This window comes from Paenibacillus phyllosphaerae (genome assembly GCF_014192105.1).
Taxonomy (GTDB): Bacteria; Bacillota; Bacilli; order Paenibacillales; family Paenibacillaceae; genus Paenibacillus_Z; species Paenibacillus_Z phyllosphaerae.
Window position 1 is genome coordinate 385,377 of the sequence record NZ_JACHXK010000001.1, and the last position, 19,053, is coordinate 404,429.

A 19,053-nucleotide genomic window follows, 5' to 3' on the forward strand; every position below is an offset into this window, starting at 1 on the left:
TGTCATATCTGTTCGCGAGATGTTAAGGGATTGTAAAAAGAACGTAAAGAAACCGAAAGCGTAACGATTTTGTCGGTTTTGGTCATGTCCGTCATCGAATGCTACAATCGGTATAGCTTTTCTCTTGATCAAAGGGGGCTTAGCTTATGGATCGAACCACTTCGCGCCGGATCGGCCGCAGCCTGATCGTGCTGCTCGCCGCTTGCGTATTCGTCCTTTTGCTGATATACGTAACGCCGCTTGTCTATCCGTTCATCATCGGCTGGCTGCTGGCCTACGCCATCAATCCGATCGTCAACATGCTGCACGCCAAATTGAAGCTGCCGCGCTGGATCGGCGTAACGCTGACCTTGCTGCTGTTCGTAGCGGCTATGCTAACGATCGTGTCTGCGCTCGTGACAAGGATCGTCGTCGAGATTATCCACCTCTCCAAGTCGCTTAACACGACGATTGACTGGTGGCGGAATGAATTCGAACGGCTCGTCGCCAGGCCCGAAATTCAAGATTTGATCGACAAGCTAAGCACCTTTTACAAGGAAAACCCGAATTATCAGGACACGATCAATTCGCGCATATCCGATACGGCCAATCTGGTCGCCTCCAAGAGCTCGGACTTGATTACCACCATTCTGAACACGATCGTCGCCCTCATCTCCTCGCTGCCGAACGTCGCAACCATCCTGGTCGTCGTCCTGCTGGCTGCCTTCTTCATCAGCAAAGATTGGCAACGGCACAGCGTGAAAGTATCCAGCTGGTTCCCGGAACCGATCCTGAAGTCGACTTCGGCCGTCTGGAACGATCTGCAAAAAGCGCTATTCGGCTATTTCCGAGCGCAATTCATTATGATCTCCATTACCGCGTGCGTCGTGACGATCGGCCTTCTCATCCTCCGTGTCGACTATGCGATCTCGATCGGCCTCTTGATCGGCTTGGTCGATCTGCTGCCCTATCTTGGCGTCGGCGCCGCGATGATCCCTTGGATCGCCTACACGTTCATCTACGGCGATATATCGCTCGGGATCGGTCTGTCCGTCCTATACGGCGTCATTCTGATCGCCAGGCAAATGCTCGAGCCCAAAGTGCTCGCCAGCAGCGTCGGCCTTGATCCTCTGCCAACCCTAATCGCAATGTTCGTCGGGCTGAAACTGTTCGGCGTCTTCGGCCTTATCATCGGCCCCGTCTCGCTCGTAATCCTCTCTGCTATACATAAAGCCAATGTGTTCCGCGATCTATACCGTTATGTAATCAGAGGGGCCAAGTAGCCCCTCTTTGGCTGCGTACGGACAGGACGGATTAAAATCTGCGGATGGTAAACTTCCCTTGTCCGATCCGTTTCTCGATGAAGCGGAAGATGAGCTTGCGGTAGAACGGACGCGTGAGCGGGAACAGTAACGTAATGCCTACGATATCGGTGAAAAAGCCCGGCATCAGCAGCATTAAGCCGCCGATCAGCACGCACAGGCCGTTGAGCATCGCATGACCCGGGGGCTGCCCGCTCTGCATCTGCTGCTGCACCTGCTGCAGCGCTTTGCGTCCCTCCAGCCGGGCCAGCTGCGCGCCGGCGAACCCGGTCAATAAGATGAGGCCGAACGTCGCCCAGCCGCCAATCTGATGGCCGACCTGAATAATCCCCCACATCTCGACTGCAGGAATGATAATGATAGCTGCTATCAACCATTTGAGCATGCCGTTCATCCTCTCTTCGTTATCGGCTGACCTTGCCAAGTTCCGCATACAGCTCCGGCAGCGTCTTATCGAGCCGGCTTGGGCGGAAGTCGCTATTCACCCATACATGCTTCGTCCCGCCCCGTACCAGCAGTTCGCCAGGCGGCGTTCCTTCGCACAGCGATGGATATGTTGCCCCAGCCTCCACTCGCCTGATCTCGGATGCAAATGCAAGGCGAATCGGCGAGAACTCCTCCACTGCCGTGCAGATCAGCAAGCAATCGTCGTATTTCGCAGGGAGAATAAACTTGCACGCCAGATCGACGACCGGCAGCAGCAATCCCTTCTCTTCAATCTCGCGGTAAGACATGCCGTAATGACGCACGAACTCGGTTCGCCCAATCTCGAACCAATTGACATAATTGCCATGGTAGACGACACCCATCTGGTCGGTCTCCTGGTACCGCACCCTGAGCGGATGAAGATGCCAGAGCGTGTTCGATCGATCTTGTTCCATGAATCCACGTTCCTCTCTTGATTCCGGAGACATAGAGGCCGAAGTATAGGCGCGAAACTTATACTTTCCTTTATGTTGAAACAAAAGCGACGGTACCGCTTAGGTACCATCGCTCTTGTTGTCTTTCCTTTGTATACGGCTGTAAAGAGCCTTGCGTTACATAACTTTCGCTTGGCCGGAATAGATCACGCCAACTTCGGCGTAGACCGTTACTTCTGCGCCGTCGTGAAGCACTTCGAGCGCATTCTCCACGCCGAGAATAACCGGGATACCCAGGTTCAGCGCTACGATTGCCGCATGGCTAGTCACGCCGCCTTGCTCGGTGATGACTGCCGCCGCTTTCTCGATCGCCGGCATATATTCTTTGTCGGTGGAACCTGTAACGAGGATCGAGCCTTCGGTCGTCTTCGCAATCGCTTCTTGCGGCGTGCGCGCAGTCACGATTTTGCCCGTTGCGCTTTGCGTGCCGATGCCTTGGCCTTTCGCCAGCAGTTCGCCGATCGTGTGAATCTTGATCAGGTTCGTGGAACCGGAACGGCCCACTGGTACGCCTGCCGTAATGATAACCGTATCGCCCAGCTTAACCATGCCGGAATCGATGCCGCCGCGAACCGCGATGTCGAACATTTCGTCCGTTGTCTCAGCAGATGTGCCTTTTACAGGCGTAACGCCCCATACGAGTGCCAGACGGCGCATCACTTGCTCAACAGGCGTAACCGCGATAACCGGCGATTTCGGACGGTACTTGGAGATCATGCGAGCCGTATAACCGCTCTCCGTCGAAGTAATGATCGCTTTGGCATTCAGATCCAGCGCGGAATTCGCTACCGCTTGGCTGATTGCTTCCGTTACCGTCGTTTGCTGCGCGTTCGCAAGCTTCGTGAAGATTTCACGATACTCCAGCGCGGATTCAGCGCGTACCGCGATGCGAGACATCGTCTGAACGGATTCAACCGGGTATTTACCGGCAGCCGTTTCGCCGGAAAGCATGATCGCATCCGTGCCGTCGAAGATCGCGTTAGCTACGTCGGAAGCCTCAGCGCGCGTAGGACGCGGGTTGCGTTGCATCGAATCGAGCATTTGCGTTGCCGTAATGACCGGTTTGCCGGCTTTATTGCATTTTTGAATCATCGTTTTTTGAACGAGCGGCACTTCTTCCGCAGGAATCTCAACGCCGAGGTCGCCACGGGCTACCATCAGGCCGTCGGAAACTTCCAAAATCTCATCGAGGTTGTCCACGCCTTGTTGGTTCTCGATCTTGGAGATGATCTGGATGTGGGAAGCACCGTGTTTCTCGAGCAGTTCGCGGATCTCCAGTACGTCGCTGGCTTTACGAACGAAGGAAGCGGCGATGAAGTCGACGCCTTGCTCGATGCCGAATACGATGTCGTTCGCGTCTTTCTCGGTGATGCCTGGCAAGGAGATATGTACGCCTGGTACGTTAACGCCTTTCTTGCTCTTCACCGGACCGCTGTTGACGATGCGGCATTTGATCTCCGTGCCGTTGATCTCTTCAACCGTCAGGCCGATCAAGCCGTCGTCGATCAGAATGGAGGAACCCACGTTCACGTCTTGCGGCAGGTTCGTATACGTCACTGGCAGGCGGTCTTTCGTGCCGACGATTTCTTCTGTCGTCAACGTAACTGTCTCGCCTTGAATCAGTTCGTACTCGTCTTGCAGCTTGCCCAGACGGATCTCAGGACCTTTCGTATCCAGCAGGATTGCGACTGTCTTGCCGAGCTCCTGGCTTGCTTGGCGGATGTTCTTGATCCGGCCGCCGTGCTCTTCGAAGTCACCGTGGGAGAAGTTCAGACGAGCGACGTTCATGCCCGCATTGATCAGTTTCTTCGTGTTCTCGAGCGACTCGCTGGACGGGCCGATTGTACAAACAATTTTTGTTTTACGCATAACTATTTCCATACCTCCGCTAACTATTAACTTATTTGTTGTTCCATACCACTAAACTTACACGATTCGACATCAAATGTAAAAGGCGCGGGCGTGAAAGGGCTTCGCCCTTTGGAACCCGCTTTTTTCGCCTCCCCCACCCCTCCAGCGGAGGGGATGCAAGGGCCTCGGCCCTCTGCACACCCAAAACTAGTGTCATTGTAACGCCGCCGTCTTCGATGTGTCCTTTCGAATTAAGACTCGCGTTGTCCTGCGGACAAAGCTTAATGCCCGCTTCCATACGTGACGTTGTGCCTTGGGGAGGAAAACTGGGGCTTCGTGCGATCGAAGCTTACATGTGCTGACCTTCGCTTGACGTCCTGCGCGGACACGCTTTACTTTTCTTTGAAGCTTCGCTTCGAGATCCACACAGCTTCACGATCTTCACAAACGGTTAACAATACCGTACGCGCGGCTAAGGCGCAGCCGTAGGTCGGATGCGCCTTCTTGAACTTAAGACCGCTATACTTGAGCGGATTCCGCTGCTGCCGGTTCGATCGCGTCGCCCTGCGCCTTCGCCGGGGCCGGCTCGCGGAACTCGCCGATCTTACGGAACTTCGCGTAACGGTCCTCGATCAGCTGCTCGCTCGTCATCTTCGATAATTCCTGAATGTGGCGCCACAGCGCTTCGCGGATCGATTCGGACTGGGTCGCCAGATCGCGATGCGCGCCGCCTTGCGGCTCCGGAATAATCTCTTCGACGATGCCGAACGCTTCCAGGTCGGCTGCGGTAATCTTCATGACCGAAGCGGCCTCATCGGCACGCGCAGCATTCTTCCAGAGAATCGATGCCGCTCCGTTAGGCGAGATAGCCGAGTAAATCGCGTTCTCGAGCATGAGGACACGGTTGCCGACGCCTAACGCCAATGCGCCGCCGCTGCCGCCTTCGCCGATGACCACGCAGACGATTGGCACGCCGAGCGTCGCCATCTCGCGAAGATTGCGGGCGATCGCTTCGGATTGACCGCGCTCTTCTGCAGTATTACCCGGATATGCGCCCTTCGTATCAATAAAGGTAATAATCGGACGGCCGAATTTGCTTGCTTGCTGCATCAGCCTAAGCGCCTTCCGGAAACCTTCCGGATGGGGGCTCCCGAAGAAACGGGCGATATTGTCCTTCGTATCTTTGCCGCGCTGATGGCCGACGACCGTTACCGGTACGCCGTTCAGCTTGGCCAATCCGCCTACAATCGCCAGATCGTCCGCAAACAGCCGGTCCCCATGAAGCTCAATAAAATCGGTAAACACCTCATGTATGTAATCGAGCGATGTCGGACGTTGGTGATGACGTGCGAGATGCATCTTCTGGGCAGGCGTCAGCTCGCTGTAAAGTTCCTCTTGCAGCTGGCGGCACCGTTCCTCAAGACGCGAAATCTCGTCGGAGAAATCGATCCCGGAGCCTTCGCTTACCTTCTTCAGCTCCGCGATCTTGTTGCGTAGATCAATAAGCGGCTTCTCAAATGGAAGTTCACCCGCCATAGGAGTTATCCCCCTTTACCGAATGCATGTCTAGCAGCTTGATGAGCAACGGCTTCAATTCCTTGCGATGAACGACTTTATCCAGCTGTCCATGCTGCAAGTTGAATTCCGCCGTCTGGAAGTTGTCCGGCAATTTCTGGCGAATCGTCTGTTCGATGACGACACGGCCCGCGAAGCCGACAACCGCGCCAGGCTCGGCCAAGTTGTAATCGCCTAGAGTAGCAAAGCTCGCCGATACGCCGCCCATCGTCGGGTCGGTCAGCACGGAGATGAACAGGCCGCCTGCGCCTTGGAACTTCGCCAGCGCGGCGCTTGTCTTCGCCATCTGCATGAGGCTGAGAATACTCTCCTGCATGCGGGCGCCGCCCGAAGTCGAGAAGATGATCATCGGCAGCTTCTTCGCGTGGGCTTGTTCGATCGCGCGCGTAATCTTCTCGCCTACGACCGATCCCATGCTGCCTGCGAAGAAATCAAAGCTCATCACAGCAAGCACGACCGGGAATCCGCCGATCGTACCGTCACCGGTAACAACGGCGTCGCGCAGACCGGAGTTCTTCTTCTGAACCTCGATCTTGCTGGCATAGTCGGGGAAGCCGAGCGGGTCTGTCGATTCCATCTCCGCGTCGTATTCGTTCAACTTGCCTTCATCCAGAATCATGCCGATCCGCTCCCAGGCGGATAGGCGGAGATGATGGCCGCAGCTCGGACAAACCTTGAGCGACTTCTCCAGTTCCTTGCTGAATTGTATATTGCCGCATTTTGGGCATTTGGTCATTAGTCCTTCGGGCAGATCGGGTTTCGTCCGCTGCTGGCCGGAAGGAATCGTCGCATATTTCTTTTTATGAAATAAGTCCTTGAACACAAGAGACACCTCTTTGGGGCGCAGTAGTTTTTAACCTAACGTTGCGAATTCAAAATGTTGTTGAGTACTTCCTGCACTTCTTCCAGCTCGCCAGAAGGGACCAGTACCTCAAACTGCTGCTTGGATACGTTGATCGGCCGGATTTTGACGAGAAACCCTTCCTGAGTGAGCCGGTTTTTAATAGTTTCCGCAATCTTAGGTGTCTGCGCGATATAGATGACCGTCCACATGAAAGGTACCTCCTGACATTGTAAACCCTGCTGCAATAGCCACCGCATGCGCGTATTACGTAAAGCACGGTATCCGGGCATATGATGCCATAATGATACCATAAATGCTATTTTGCTCGCAATGCGATAGCTTGCCACATCTTGGGACATGCCGGTACCTTCGAAACTTCGGGCCGAAGAAGGCGGCCAGACATCGACCGCCCCCTCGTTTTTTATGGGCTGTCCGGGATGTTGTACCGAACAGCTTTCGGATCCTGATGCGCGATTCTGGCCGAGGCCGCAGCCGCAAGCCCTGCGACCAGATCATCGAGAAACACGTGAATATGTTTGCCTTTTTCGTTCAGCCGCCTAATAATGCCAGGCTTCACTTTATCTAAATAACCGAAGCTGGTCAATCCGATCATACCATATACATTGGTTATGCCCATCGCAAGCGTCTCATCCACACCATAAAGCGACTCGTCCGCTTCCATGATGGCCTGCAGGGGCTCGGGCAGCAGCTTGCGCTCGGCAAGCTCGTCAAGGGCGATTCCGGTGAAGAGCACGTACTGCACTTCGCGCTTGCCAAGTACGGCCAGCACGCTTTCTTCACACTCGGCTAGCATCAGGTCAGGGTTGTACGGGCGCTGCAGCGAAAAAACGATATCGGCTACATCGGCAACCGTCACACCGCGGCTTTCCAGCCATTTTACCATCTCGGTCGACATTGTTCATCCCTCCGCTTTACGCTTGTACGAACACGCAGGTTCACCGCCAGACTCGGATTCAAGCATGGACATGCGATGTTGACGTTCAAGCGGCGAAATGTCGGAGCGGGCGTAAGGCGCCTTGCCAGGGGGCCTAACGGTGCTTCTAACGCTCCGTGTCTCCTAAATGTATGCGCCTAGTCGTAAAGTTGTGCATGAAAAAAGCCCGCCGCCCTTATTTCACGACGGCCGAGCCTTTGCCGAATAACATTTCGATCTGTCCGAGCAGCTGCTGCGACGGCTTGACGCGGTACGCATCGCTCAGCACGACGGTCTGCTGCCTGCCTTCGTAGAACAGTACGGTCTCGAGCAATCCCGTGTTATCCGTGAGCAGCTTCTTCAGCCGCTCCAATACTTGCGGGTCCTCTCGGCCTGCAGCGATCTTGATGTACACGCGCTGCTCCTTCTTCCTCGATGGCGCGGGCGCGGGAGCAGGCGATGGCATACGTTCCCGTTCAGGCTTGACGGCAGAAGCAGAAGCCGCTGGAGCTGCGGGCTTCGAGGGTGCCGCGGTTCGTGCGGCGCTGCCGGACCGAACCGCTTGGCGCTGAGGCTGTACCGGCCCCGGCGCAGCCTCCGGCTTTGCTTGCCGCGGACTTCCGCTGCCGGCTGCAAGTTGCCCAGACCCTCCCTCCTGACGGAAGGAGCTGCGGGCTTGTGCCTGGCGCTGCATGCGCTGCACCTGTTCGGCGAGACCGCCGCGCAGCGCATGCTCGTTCTCCAGCGGGAGGACTTCATCGAGAATCAGCTTGAAGCCTTCCTCCTGATGCTGCACCGTTGCCTGGACGATGACCAGATTGCCCGGGTCCAGCTGCTGCGCAGCGCGCTTCCAGATGTTCGGGAACGCAACCGCCTCCACGCGGAGAATGCGGTCCTCCATCTCCAGGAAGGCCATCGCCTGGCCTTTCTTCGTCGTGAAATGTTTGGCCGACACGACCATCCCGGCAACCATGGCTTTGCCGCCTTCCGGCGCCTCCGCCAAATCGACAAGCCGGTCAAGCGGCAGCGACTCCAGCTGGGACGTATAATCATCCAGCGGATGGCCGGACAAGTATAGACCGATCAGCTCCCGCTCGAGCGCCAGCTGCTGCCCTGTCGAAAAAGGCTGAACCTCCGGCAGCTCGACGTCCCAATTCTGCACTTCATCGAAGCCGAACAGTTCGATCTGCAGCTCCTCGCGGTCCTTGCGCCAGCGGGCCGCCGATTCGACCGTCTCATCGAGCGCCGCGAACAGCTGCGCGCGGTGGCCGCCCAAGGAGTCACAGGCGCCGGCCTGCACGAGCGATTCGAGCACGCGCTTATTGACCACCCTTAGATCGACGCGCCGGCACAAGTCCGTGAGGCTCTCGAACGGCCGCTGCGCGCGCTCCTTCATAATCGAATCGATCGCTTGGCCGCCGACGTTCTTGATCGCCGCGAGTCCGAATCGTATTCCGCTTGGTGTCGGCGTGAAGGAATATTCGCTCTCGTTCACGTCCGGCGGCAGAACCGCGATGCCCATCCGCCTGCACTCATCGACGTACTCCGCCGTCTTATGGTGATTGCCCGTGACCGACGCCAGCATCGAGGCCATGAACGGCACCGGATGGTTGGCCTTCAGCCATGCCGTCTGGAACGCAAGCACGCCATAAGCTGCCGCATGCGCGCGCGGGAAGCCGTAATCGGCGAACCGGACGATCATATCGTAGACGCGGTTGGCGTCATCCACCGCATATCCTTGGCGAACGCTTCCCTCGACGAAATGGGTACGCTGCTCATCCAGCACTTCGCGCTTCTTCTTCGAAACGGCGCGGCGGAGCAAATCCGCTTCGCCGAGCGAGAACCCGGCCATCGAGGAAGCAATCTGCATGATCTGCTCCTGATACACAATAATGCCGTACGTGTCCGCAAGAATCGGCTCGAGCGACGGATGCGGATACTCGACCTCGATGACACCGTGTTTGCCTTGGATATATTTAGGGATAAACTCCATCGGACCTGGACGGTACAGCGCAAGCACGGAGACGATATCCTCGAATGCGGACGGCTTCATCTCCTTCAGCACTCTTCTGACGCCGGCCGACTCAAGCTGGAAGATCCCCGTCGTATCGCCGCGGCCGAGCATCGCATACGTCAGCGGGTCATGATCGGAGATGTTACGGAAGTCGACGGTAATGCCGTGCAGCCGCTTCACCCATGCGAGCGCCCGCTCCAGAATGGATAACGTACGCAGGCCCAGGAAGTCCATCTTGAGCAGGCCGACTGCTTCCAGATGCTCCATCGAATATTGCGTCAACGCCGTCCGTTCCGTCCCCGCCTGCAGCGGCACCACATCGGTCAGCGGCTGCCCGGAGATGACGACGCCCGCGGCATGCGTCGAGGCGTGCCGCGGCATGCCTTCCACCTTCACCGCCATCTCGAGGAGCGCCTTCGTCTTCGGCTGACGCTCCGCCGCTTCGCGCAGATCGCCGCTCTGGCGCAGCGCTTCGGTCAGCGTAATGCCGAGCTGCCCGGGAATGAGCTTCGCCGCCCGGTCCACTTCGCCGAAAGGCACGTTCATCGCGCGGCCGACGTCGCGCACGGCGGCTTTCGCAGCCATCGTACCGAACGTGATGATCTGCGCCACGTGCTCGTCGCCATATTTGGCCGAAACGTATTGGATGACTTCATCCCGGCGTTCATCGTTAAAGTCGATATCGATATCCGGCATCGTAATCCGCTCCGGATTCAAGAAACGTTCGAAGAGCAGCTTATATTTCAGCGGGTCTACGTCCGTAATCCGCAACGTATAGGCAACGAGGCTGCCCGCCGAGGAGCCCCGGCCAGGCCCCGTACGAATACCTTGCTCGTGCGCGAACCGGATGAAATCCCACACGATCAAGAAGTAATCGCTGAATCCCATGCTCTCGATGACCGACAATTCATAAGCCAGCCGCTGCTGCGCCTTCTGTTGGAATTCCGAGCCCTCGGTCCATTCCGGCTTGCCGGAATAACGCGCGTGCAGGCCTTCCTCGCACAGCACGGCCAGATAGGAAGCGCTGTCCATCCCCTGCGGAATGGGCGTGAACGAAGGGAGCAGCGCCCGGCCGAACGTGAGCTTCAGGTCGATTTTGTCCGCGATCTCCACCGTTCTGGACACCGCATCGGGCGCCTGCCGGAACTGATGGGCCATCTCGTCGCCGCTCTTGAAGTACATCTGGTCGGTCAGCATCCGCATCCGGTCTTCGACTTCGATCGTCTTGCCGGTCCCGATGCAGATCAGCACGTCCTGAACCGCCGCATCCTCCGGACGGATGTAATGGATGTCGTTGGTGGCCACCAGCGGAATTCCCGTCTCTTGCGACAAGGTTATCATCTTCATGACGACCTTCTTCTGATCGAGCAGCCCATGGTCCTGCAGCTCCAGATAGAAGTCATCCCCGAACATCTCCCGGTAGCGGTTGGCTGCCGCGAGCGCCTCGTCGTCCCGGTCATGCAGCAGATGCCACGATACTTCGCCCTTCAGGCAGGCGCTCAGGCAGATCAAGCCCTCGGCATGCTTCGCCAATACTTCATGGTCGATGCGGGGCTTATAGTGAAATCCTTCCAATTGGCCGATCGAGACCAGCTTCATCAGGTTCTTATAGCCCGTCATGTTCTTCGCCAGCAAGATCAGATGATAGGTCGGATTGTCCTTGCGCGAACCTTTATCGAAACGGGAGCCGGCGGTCAAATACACCTCGCAGCCGATAATCGGCTTGATGCCCCGCTCCTCGCATGCTTTATAAAAAGCGATCGCCCCGTACATGACGCCATGGTCCGTCAAGGCAAGCGCCTTCATTCCGTTCTTCTCCGCTTGGGCAGCCAGGTCGCGTATGCGCGCGGCCCCGTCCAGCAGGCTGTATTCGCTATGAACGTGCAAATGCACGAAGTCATGTCCGCCGCTCATAGGCGTCCCTTCTTTCCTTGGGCGCAAAACAAGTGTTCGCGTCCTTTTTGCTATTAGTTTAACATATTAGGCGCTGCGTCGACCATAGAATGAATGTGAAGGGGACATGCTCTTCAATTCGACCGATAAAAAGCAGGTGGATGCAATGTATAATACCGTACTCGCTTTTGCCATTATTGACTTCTTCACGGCGTTCGGGCTCGTCTTCGGCGGCTCCATACTGGCCGGGATCGGCGCTGTCTTCGTCTTCATGCCGCCTTCCACGCTGATGCTCAAGACCGCCACCCAGTTGAAAATATGGGCCATCGTCGCGGCCGTCGGCGGTTCCATCGATCCGATCCGCGTCATTGAAAGCAATTTTCTAGACGGCCACATGTCGCCGGTCGCCCAGCAAATCGGCTATATCGTCTGCGCCTTCCTCGGCGCGCATATCGGTACGGAGCTGATCCGCTGGTTATGCAGGGGGGCGGCTTAACCGATGCGGGTACCGCCTTTCGAACGTTATTCGATCCTGATGAAGAGCGCGGCCAGCTTCGTCGTCGGCACCATTATCGGCGCGATGTTCTACCACTCCATCTTCACCTCGAACTTCGAGGCGCTCACGAACACCAATATCGCGCTCGAGGAGAAGTTGGGCGAATTCGAGGCCGAGAACAAGGAATTGAAGCAATTCAAGAACAAGCACTCCGTAATCAAGAGCATACAGCCCGTGCTCGAGGACAACCGGGATTCCGAAGGCCAGGCGATCGTCTTCGACGAGTTAACCAAGACGGAACTGAAGAAGCGCGTCCGCGATTCGCTCAAGGCGATGCTCGGACGCAACATATACGACATCGATTCGGATGCGAAGCTGGTGCGGCTGCTGCTCGACCAGAAAGTATACACCGCCGTGATCGAAAAAGATTATACGATCGAGATCCGAACCGTCCTTGTCGTCGAGAACGTGCTGCGCGTCTGGTTCAGCGCAGAGCAGTACAAGCGTCCGCCAAGCTGACGAGAGACGCTTCCGTTAAAAATAGATAAGAGCCCTTGGCGCGGTACGCTAAGGGCTCTTATCCGTTGATATTTTCGCCAACTTGTCCAAATCATGCTACAATAGGCAATATTCGAATCGACTTGAAAAGGAGCTGCACCATAGATGGAAACCGCCCTGCATTGGGTACTAATCTTGACCATTTGCGCCGTATCGGTCTGCTCGGTCACCTTCAGCTTCAAGGCACGCCGCTCGGCCGACGCCCGCGTCCGCGGCTTGAACCAGTCGCTGATGAACGTCTGCATGGGCGTGATGCTCGTGCTGCTGTCGCTCCTGTTCCTGCTGATGTATTCGGGTTCCACGGTGAAGGTCATCGTCAGCACGCTGCTGATCGTGATCGGCTTGTTCAATCTGTTCGCCGGCCTGCGCAATCACAGTATCTATCGTTCGATGAAAGGGTAGCCCGCGGCTACCCTTTTGTGTTAGACCTGCGGATCAGAAAGGATCGATCAGCTGCGCGGTCAGCATTGCCTTCGCGGCCAGGCCGCTCGCATCTTGCAGCTCGATCTCGAGCTTCGCGATTTTGCGGCTCATCTCGAGCAGCTGCGGGACAATGGACACGTCGGATTCGAGCTGCAGCGGCTTGATGAAATAAGTCGTCAAGCTCTCGATCCCCAGCTCCCGCTTCCCGAGTTCGCGGATCATGCCTCTGGCCGCCTGCACCATCAGCGTCACCAGAACCCCCTCCGAGATCGTCCCCATAAGGCCCGACATCTGCGGCGTAATGCGCCCCCGGTACACCCAATCTTCTCCGCCGTGCTCATCCTTGGCAAAGCCCGCACGAATCAAGTCATCGAACGTCTCGCCCGATTCCTGGTGCTTGCTCGTGTAACGCATCGCCTCCAGCACCTCGGAACGGCTGATCGCGGCCAATAGCTTGCGGTTCTTGTCGACGATCGGCAACAGGTCGATCCCTTCGGTCGTCATCGTATGGGCAGCGGACACGATCGGGATGTTCGGCGCCGCCGTAATGGGGTGCCGGGTCATCAGCTTATCGATCGTCTGCGACTCGTCCGCCCCTTCGGCATCCTTCATCGTCATCATGCCGACGACGCGGCCGCGGTCATCCAATACGGGGAACCGCGACATGCTCGTGCGCGCCACCAGCCGGTGGAAATCGCCGGCCGTCTCGGATAACCGCATCGTCTCGACCGCTCTCGAATAGGTGACGATATCCTCGACCAGCATGATTTTCTGCTTGATCAGCCTGTCGAACATCGCCCGGTTGATCATCGACGCAACCGTATACGTATCGAATTTGGAGGAGATCACCGGCAGCCCGCGCTCATCGGCGATCCGCTTCATCTCGTCGCTGGTGCCGAAGCCGCCCGTAATGAGTACGCCGGCCTCCTGCTCCATCGCAATGCCGTGCGCCCCCTCCCGGTTGCCGACGATCAGCAGGCTGCCTGCATCGATATAGCGGCGCATCGCTTCCAGCTCCATCGCGCCGATGACGAACTTATGCAGCGTTTTGTTCAGCCCTGCGGCTCCGCCGAGCAGCTGCCCTTCCACAATGTCCGCCACCTCCGCGAACGTCAGGCGCTCCACCGCGTCCCGCTTCTTGCGGTTAATGCGGACCGTGCCGATCCGCTCTTTCGTGCTGACGAGCCCCAGCGCCTCAGCTTCTTTAATCGCCTTATAGGCGGTTCCTTCGCTGACTTCCAGTTCCTCGGCGATCGTCCGGACCGACAGTCGCGTCCCGACCTTAAGTTGATCAATATATTGAATGATGCGTTCATGCTTCGTATGCGCGACGACCTCTTTGTCGCTTTGACCCATCGTATGTTTCTCTCCTTTTTATGAAAAGCGGCAAAACCTTATTTTCATTCTACCAGAAACCGGATACAGTAGAGTAGTAGTCATCGTTCGACTAGATTTTCCATTATATGCCGCTGTTCTAGTCTTCCGATCGGAGCATGCCGGATTCGCTGGCTTGCCCTTCTTAGCTTGACCGGTCGGACGACCTTCATGCGGACCCAAGAGGTTGGCTCTCGCTACGACTCTGAACGAAATGGACATGGAGGATACCCATCGTGCTCGAATATAACGGAATCGCAACCAGCCTATTCATTTTCGGCGCCGTCACGCTGCCGCAAATCTATGTACATATGTGGCTCTCGACCGCACTGCTTGGCGTGAAGCCTCCGCGTTTTTGGACCCGATTGCTGAAGGTATCCATCCTCCCCATGGTCTATATGGAAGCGATGTACTGGATCTTGCCCGTGTCGCTTCATCTCGTGAATGGCTTGATCACCAGCTTATTGATTCATATCCTGATGTTCAAAGGTCAGCCGATCAAAAAACGAATTCTGTTGTGGGCGTTCACTTACTTGCTGCTCATCGTATCGGATTCCGGATGCGCGCTCGCCTACATGCAATTTTTCGAGATCAGCACCTTTGCCGCAAGTCCTTGGTATATTAAATCGCTTTTCTACTGGCCCATTTTTATGCTGGTCGCGCTTATTGCTTGGCATATTCACAAGCGGGACTTGGCGCCGGCCGCGCGGCTCGGTAATTCTTGGTTGGACTAAGCGGCCGCACATCGTGGAGAATCGTCGTCTTGTCCGTCATTCAGTTTGTATTGCTCGGTTATTATTTCGGCATGCAGACGTTCGGGTTTAAGCGTCAGGCTGCCGGAATCGTCTTGTATATCTCTTTGGTGCTCATTCTCCTCATATTCATCGTCACCATCCGTCTCATCACGAGGACGCGCATCGAAGCCATCCAATCGACGCAAAAGGCCTATATCGATGAGCTGAACCAAATGTTCACGACCGTTCGCGGTCAGCGGCATGATTTCATCAATCACGTTCAGGTGATGCACGCGATGCTCACCATGAAGAAGTATGATCAGCTCCGCGATTATATGAACGACGTGGCCCAAGAAATTCGGGCGGTAGACCAGGCCCATGTCGAGCACCCGTCGCCTGCCCTTGCCGCGCTCATCGAAGCCAAAATCGCCATCGCTTCCAAACGGCAAATTCCGTTCGAATACCGGATCGATGAAGCGCCGGCCACGTTCGGGGCCGTGACGAGCATCGACCTTGTCCGCATGATCGGCAATCTGATCGACAACGCCTTCGACGCTTCGGCGGATGCGCCCGCCGGCGAGCGCTATGTACTGCTGGAGATGGCGGTATCCCGCGGCATGCTCCACATCTCGGTGACCAACCGCGGCACGGTGCTGTCCGAGGCGCAGCGGCGAGCCATGGTGTTGCCGGGCTATACGACCAAAACCGGAGAACACTCAGGTCTTGGACTCACGAATGTCATGGATCGCGCTGCGCAATACCGAGGCAAGGTCACGATCGAGTCCGATGAAGAACGCGGCGTGGTCATTACGGTGAAATTGCCGGAATCCGGCAAGCCCGCCAACCGCGTTATCGAATCGCAGTTTGGTTAGTTATATCGTAATGAGCGTCAAACTTATATTTGCCTATATGCCAATAAGTCCGCAGCCAGAAACTCTGCTGCGGACTTATTGGCATATAGTAACTTAATGCGACTAGACGCTGCCCGTAATCGCGCGAAGCGTGTTAGCCAGAATCCGATTCACGTCATCGTAGATAACCGCCAGGCGCCGCTCCGCTTCGAATACCCGATGAATGAGCGGATGGGCGTCCAGCTCCTCATATAACCGGTTCATGCTCGCCAGTTCGGCTTCTTCGGGTTCTTCTCCCGCCATGATCTGCTGTTGAAGGGCAGTCTGCCGCTCCCTGAACCGGTCGAGCAGCCGCTTCGCTGCCGGATCCGCCGCCGCTTCGGACAGCACCTGGTTGAACGATTGCGCTTCCTCGCCTTCCTGAATCGCCCTGGCAAGCTCATAAGCTTTGTCGTATATATTCATTTCCGTTAGCTCCTCTCTCTCCTCTTTACCCACTCTCCTTACAAAAATCAGGCTTATTCGCCCTCTAAACGGGCGCTGTCCGCTTATCACCAAGGTATAGATGTCCTCATATGATGAAGTAATTCGTGTCAAACACCTAAAAAAGTCCGCTAGCAGCCCGCCTGCGAACCCCCAGCTTGGAAGGAGATTCCTATGCTGAAATCCAAAGTCGCTGTCCAGGTGACCAGTTCGGGCATTCTTCCCGAGGACACGGTCATGCTGGGCGAAGCTTACTTGAAATCGTGGAAAATTCCGCAAGGCCAGCCGGTGACGCTCAAATTCGGCTCGATGCGCCAGCCGGTCAAGGTCGTCGCGGTAGAAAAATTCGACGGCATGCGGATTGGCCAAAGCCTAGCCAGACGTATGGGCATTCTGGCCAATTGCCAGCTGCGTCTCCAATATCGCAGCGATACGTCCTCCCTTGCGCTAGGACCGCTCATCGGCATTCTGATCAGCCGGGACGATCCGAGCATGCCGGATAAACCGTTCGGCTCGATCACGCTGTTCTGCAAGGAGCTGGTCGACGCCTGCGCAGTATATGGTGCGCATGTCTACTTCTTCACGCCCGATCATATCGGTTCCAGCTCGAATATAGTGGAGGGCTGGGTCTATGCCGGAGGTTGGCGCAAGACGTTCCTGCCGGCTCCGGATGTCATCAGCAACCGGCTGACCTCCAGAAAGCTCGAGAACAAGCCGAGCGTCCAGCAATACCTGAAAGAAGTGAAGTCGCGTTATCTTACGGCCGTCTTCAACGAGAAATTCCTCGATAAGTCTGAAGTATTCGAGGCGCTGAAGAAAGATGCTTCCGTCGGCAAATACTTGCCCGAATCGCATGTGCTTCGGAATTATACGATGCTGAAATCAATGTGCTCGAAATATCATACTGTCTTCTTAAAGCCCGTGCGCGGCAGTCTTGGCAAAGGCATCATCCGGATTACGCGCCTCGAACAAGACAGCTATCTTGCGCATTACGCCATGGTGGGCGGCACGCGCAAGCAGCAGTTCACGAATCTGCTAAAGCTGTTCTCGTCGGTCTCCGGAAAGATGAAATCCGTCCGCTACCAAATCCAGCAAGGCCTGAATTTGATCGATATCGGCGGGCGCCCGGTCGATTTTCGCGCGCTGGTCCAGAAGAATGAGCTCGGCAAATGGGTGATCACGTCCATCGTCGCCCGCACGGCCGGCAGCCATCACTTCGTCTCCAATCTTGCGCGGGGAGGCACGCTTAGCACGGTGCGAGAAGCCGTTGCGAAGTCTAATCTCTCCTCCGCCCAAGGCCATGACGCGCCTGGCCGCCTGCAGCGGGCCGCGCTTGATATCGCCAATGGCATCGATACCCATATTCCCGCGCATTTCGGCGAGCTCGGCATTGATCTGGCGCTGGATTCGAATGGCCGCGTCTGGCTGCTCGAGGTGAATTCCAAGCCGTCCAAAAATGATAATACACCGCTTGAAGGGCAGAAGATCCGCCCTTCGGTCCGTAATCTGATCCGGTACTCCAGACATCTGTCCGGTTTCTAACCTAGCGGGCACGAAGGCATCAAGGAGGCGAAGGGACGCATGACGCAAACAAACCGACCGGCGCTGGCGATACTCGTAAGCGATATCCGCGTGTTGGCTGAACGCGAGCAAGGAATTGTCCGAATCCGCATGCCTGAGGATGACTTCTGCCGGAGGCTGTGCGAGTCCGGAAGCCAATTCGGCCTTCGCGTCTTCGTATTGCCCGTCGCTTCCGCTGCGCCCCGCCCATCCGGCGCCGATGGCTATGTGCTCGAAGACGGCCAGTGGCGGCAGACGCGCTGTCCGCTTCCGGATCTGATCTATGACCGCGCATTCTGTTCCGGACGGGTCGAGCGAGAGGCCAAACAGCTGCTGCTCGAACAGTTAGCGGGCCTGCGCCCGAATGTTCAGCTTGGCAGCCCGCTTCCCGACAAGCTGACGATGCATCGCATGCTGCAGACGGATGAACGGCTGAAGCCGCTCCTTGCTCCCACCGTCCATTACCGCAGCGGCGTGCAGCTTGCCGCCCTGATGAAGCGTTGCCCGCATGGTCTATTCCTTAAGCCGGCCGCCGGTTTCCAAGGAAGAGGCACGCTTTGGCTGCGCCCAAGCGGGGAAGGCTGGCAGGCCGATGGACGTCAGCTAACGAATCGTCCGGTCAGTCAGACTTTCGCTAACTTCGACGCCATGTCCGCATGGACCGACCGCTTCGTCCGATCTACCCGCTATATCGTTCAACCCTATTTGCAGTTAACCGGCGAAGACGGCAACGCCTTTGATCTTAGATCCCTCTTACAGAAAGACGGGCTGGGCAGGTGGACCATGACCGGCATTGCAGTCCGAGTAGGCGCCCCCGGCAGCATTACGGCTAATCTGCATGGCGGAGGCGCGGCAAGTCCTGCGCTCAAGCAGCTCACCCTGCGCTTCGGCGAAGCAAGGGCTCGGTACCTGCTCACGCAGGTGCAACAGAGCTGCCTTCGCGCGGCAGCGATTCTAGAGCAGCAGATTGGCCGCATTGGCGAGCTTGGCGCCGACTTCGGTATCGATCGCAAGGGCCGCTTATGGCTGCTCGAGCTGAACGGCAAACCCGGACGGCAATCCTTCGAGCATGATGAGGGCCTTAGCCGGCAGGCGATGCTTAAGCCGCTGGCCTATGCCCGATATCTCTGCAAGCGCAGTTTGCCGCTTCACCTAAGCCTATCTCCGCCGCTTCCGAACGCCGCCAATCCGGAGCAATCGTCCACCGTCCACCCGAATCCTTAGGAGATCCAACCAGGAGGT

The 19,053-nt window shown here is 56.8% G+C and carries 18 protein-coding genes; 8 read left to right on the forward strand and 10 right to left on the reverse strand.

The annotated features are described in order from the left end of the window. Nucleotides 1-146 precede the first annotated feature (146 nt). A complete protein-coding gene (ytvI, locus tag FHS18_RS01430; protein WP_183596154.1) occupies nucleotides 147-1,262 on the forward strand; it encodes a sporulation integral membrane protein YtvI in 1,116 nt (371 codons plus the stop codon). Nucleotides 1,263-1,293: 31 nt separating this feature from the next. Here ytvI and FHS18_RS01435 read toward each other — a convergent pair whose 3' ends face one another. The 8 genes from FHS18_RS01435 to FHS18_RS01470 form a co-directional block, all read right to left on the reverse strand. Beyond that, a complete protein-coding gene (locus FHS18_RS01435) occupies nucleotides 1,294-1,686 on the reverse strand; it encodes an FxsA family protein (RefSeq protein ID WP_183596156.1) in 393 nt (130 codons plus the stop codon). Between the two features lie 19 nt (nucleotides 1,687-1,705). Further along, nucleotides 1,706-2,182: an acyl-CoA thioesterase gene (locus FHS18_RS01440; protein WP_183596158.1), complete on the reverse strand. Its 477-nt coding sequence runs from the start codon at nucleotides 2,180-2,182 to the stop codon at nucleotides 1,706-1,708. A 156-nt stretch (nucleotides 2,183-2,338) separates the two neighbouring features. Next, complete coding sequence (pyk, locus tag FHS18_RS01445) at nucleotides 2,339-4,090, reverse strand: pyruvate kinase (protein WP_183596160.1); 1,752 nt, start codon at nucleotides 4,088-4,090, stop codon at nucleotides 2,339-2,341. A gap of 501 nt (nucleotides 4,091-4,591) precedes the next feature. Further along, nucleotides 4,592-5,608: an acetyl-CoA carboxylase carboxyltransferase subunit alpha gene (locus FHS18_RS01450; RefSeq protein WP_183596162.1), complete on the reverse strand. Its 1,017-nt coding sequence runs from the start codon at nucleotides 5,606-5,608 to the stop codon at nucleotides 4,592-4,594. Continuing rightward, on the reverse strand, nucleotides 5,598-6,470 hold the full coding sequence (gene accD / locus FHS18_RS01455; RefSeq protein WP_183596164.1) for an acetyl-CoA carboxylase, carboxyltransferase subunit beta: 873 nt from the start codon (nucleotides 6,468-6,470) through the stop codon (nucleotides 5,598-5,600). The genes FHS18_RS01450 and accD overlap by 11 nt, the downstream gene beginning before the upstream one ends. 35 nt (nucleotides 6,471-6,505) lie before the next feature. Further along, nucleotides 6,506-6,700 carry a glutamate decarboxylase gene (locus FHS18_RS01460; RefSeq protein ID WP_183596165.1) on the reverse strand — a complete coding sequence of 65 codons (195 nt, stop codon included), beginning with the start codon at nucleotides 6,698-6,700 and terminating at the stop codon, nucleotides 6,506-6,508. 212 nt (nucleotides 6,701-6,912) lie between these two features. Beyond that, nucleotides 6,913-7,407, reverse strand: coding sequence for a phosphatidylglycerophosphatase A family protein (locus FHS18_RS01465; protein ID WP_183596167.1), 495 nt, complete (start codon nucleotides 7,405-7,407; stop codon nucleotides 6,913-6,915). A gap of 214 nt (nucleotides 7,408-7,621) precedes the next feature. Beyond that, a complete protein-coding gene (locus FHS18_RS01470) occupies nucleotides 7,622-11,353 on the reverse strand; it encodes a DNA polymerase III subunit alpha (RefSeq protein WP_183596169.1) in 3,732 nt (1,243 codons plus the stop codon). Nucleotides 11,354-11,498: 145 nt separating this feature from the next. Between FHS18_RS01470 and FHS18_RS01475 the strand changes: the two genes are divergently transcribed. The 3 genes from FHS18_RS01475 to FHS18_RS01485 all read left to right on the forward strand — a co-directional run bounded on the left by FHS18_RS01475 (nucleotide 11,499) and on the right by FHS18_RS01485 (nucleotide 12,788). Further along, a complete protein-coding gene (locus FHS18_RS01475; RefSeq protein WP_183596171.1) occupies nucleotides 11,499-11,828 on the forward strand; it encodes a YtrH family sporulation protein in 330 nt (109 codons plus the stop codon). Nucleotides 11,829-11,831: 3 nt separating this feature from the next. After that, complete coding sequence (locus tag FHS18_RS01480; RefSeq protein ID WP_183596172.1) at nucleotides 11,832-12,347, forward strand: sporulation membrane protein YtrI; 516 nt, start codon at nucleotides 11,832-11,834, stop codon at nucleotides 12,345-12,347. 144 nt (nucleotides 12,348-12,491) lie between these two features. After that, nucleotides 12,492-12,788 (forward strand): YtpI family protein, encoded by a 297-nt coding sequence (locus FHS18_RS01485; protein WP_183596174.1) that lies wholly within the window; start codon nucleotides 12,492-12,494, stop codon nucleotides 12,786-12,788. A 33-nt stretch (nucleotides 12,789-12,821) separates the two neighbouring features. Here FHS18_RS01485 and FHS18_RS01490 read toward each other — a convergent pair whose 3' ends face one another. Continuing rightward, nucleotides 12,822-14,165: a DRTGG domain-containing protein gene (locus FHS18_RS01490; RefSeq protein ID WP_183596176.1), complete on the reverse strand. Its 1,344-nt coding sequence runs from the start codon at nucleotides 14,163-14,165 to the stop codon at nucleotides 12,822-12,824. Nucleotides 14,166-14,419: 254 nt separating this feature from the next. Here FHS18_RS01490 and FHS18_RS01495 point away from each other — a divergent pair, with 254 nt between their 5' ends. Next, nucleotides 14,420-14,917, forward strand: coding sequence for a hypothetical protein (locus FHS18_RS01495; RefSeq protein ID WP_183596178.1), 498 nt, complete (start codon nucleotides 14,420-14,422; stop codon nucleotides 14,915-14,917). Between the two features lie 29 nt (nucleotides 14,918-14,946). Next, nucleotides 14,947-15,789, forward strand: coding sequence for a sensor histidine kinase (locus FHS18_RS01500; protein ID WP_183596180.1), 843 nt, complete (start codon nucleotides 14,947-14,949; stop codon nucleotides 15,787-15,789). Between the two features lie 102 nt (nucleotides 15,790-15,891). On the opposite strand, the gene FHS18_RS01505 is transcribed toward FHS18_RS01500, so the two are convergent. Continuing rightward, a complete protein-coding gene (locus FHS18_RS01505) occupies nucleotides 15,892-16,233 on the reverse strand; it encodes a YlbF family regulator (protein ID WP_183596182.1) in 342 nt (113 codons plus the stop codon). Between the two features lie 192 nt (nucleotides 16,234-16,425). On the opposite strand from FHS18_RS01505, the gene FHS18_RS01510 reads away from it, so the two are divergent. Continuing rightward, nucleotides 16,426-17,793 (forward strand): YheC/YheD family endospore coat-associated protein, encoded by a 1,368-nt coding sequence (locus FHS18_RS01510; RefSeq protein WP_183596184.1) that lies wholly within the window; start codon nucleotides 16,426-16,428, stop codon nucleotides 17,791-17,793. Nucleotides 17,794-17,832: 39 nt separating this feature from the next. Continuing rightward, the gene (locus FHS18_RS01515; RefSeq protein WP_183596186.1) at nucleotides 17,833-19,035 is read left to right on the forward strand and encodes a YheC/YheD family endospore coat-associated protein; all 1,203 of its coding nucleotides are present in this window, start codon (nucleotides 17,833-17,835) and stop codon (nucleotides 19,033-19,035) included. The last annotated feature ends 18 nt before the right edge of the window (nucleotides 19,036-19,053 follow it).

Excerpts from the sequence above, each read along its gene's own strand:
- ytvI (WP_183596154.1), top strand. The coding sequence starts at position 147 with ATGGATCGAACCACTTCGCGCCGGATCGGCCGCAGCCTGATCGTGCTG.
- FHS18_RS01435 (WP_183596156.1), bottom strand. The coding sequence starts at position 1,686 with ATGCTCAAATGGTTGATAGCAGCTATCATTATCATTCCTGCAGTCGAG.
- FHS18_RS01440 (WP_183596158.1), bottom strand. The coding sequence starts at position 2,182 with ATGGAACAAGATCGATCGAACACGCTCTGGCATCTTCATCCGCTCAGG.
- pyk (WP_183596160.1), bottom strand. The coding sequence starts at position 4,090 with ATGCGTAAAACAAAAATTGTTTGTACAATCGGCCCGTCCAGCGAGTCG.
- FHS18_RS01450 (WP_183596162.1), bottom strand. The coding sequence starts at position 5,608 with ATGGCGGGTGAACTTCCATTTGAGAAGCCGCTTATTGATCTACGCAAC.
- FHS18_RS01460 (WP_183596165.1), bottom strand. The coding sequence starts at position 6,700 with ATGTGGACGGTCATCTATATCGCGCAGACACCTAAGATTGCGGAAACT.
- FHS18_RS01465 (WP_183596167.1), bottom strand. The coding sequence starts at position 7,407 with ATGTCGACCGAGATGGTAAAATGGCTGGAAAGCCGCGGTGTGACGGTT.
- FHS18_RS01470 (WP_183596169.1), bottom strand. The coding sequence starts at position 11,353 with ATGAGCGGCGGACATGACTTCGTGCATTTGCACGTTCATAGCGAATAC.
- FHS18_RS01475 (WP_183596171.1), top strand. The coding sequence starts at position 11,499 with ATGTATAATACCGTACTCGCTTTTGCCATTATTGACTTCTTCACGGCG.
- FHS18_RS01480 (WP_183596172.1), top strand. The coding sequence starts at position 11,832 with ATGCGGGTACCGCCTTTCGAACGTTATTCGATCCTGATGAAGAGCGCG.
- FHS18_RS01485 (WP_183596174.1), top strand. The coding sequence starts at position 12,492 with ATGGAAACCGCCCTGCATTGGGTACTAATCTTGACCATTTGCGCCGTA.
- FHS18_RS01490 (WP_183596176.1), bottom strand. The coding sequence starts at position 14,165 with ATGGGTCAAAGCGACAAAGAGGTCGTCGCGCATACGAAGCATGAACGC.
- FHS18_RS01505 (WP_183596182.1), bottom strand. The coding sequence starts at position 16,233 with ATGAATATATACGACAAAGCTTATGAGCTTGCCAGGGCGATTCAGGAA.
- FHS18_RS01510 (WP_183596184.1), top strand. The coding sequence starts at position 16,426 with ATGCTGAAATCCAAAGTCGCTGTCCAGGTGACCAGTTCGGGCATTCTT.
- FHS18_RS01515 (WP_183596186.1), top strand. The coding sequence starts at position 17,833 with ATGACGCAAACAAACCGACCGGCGCTGGCGATACTCGTAAGCGATATC.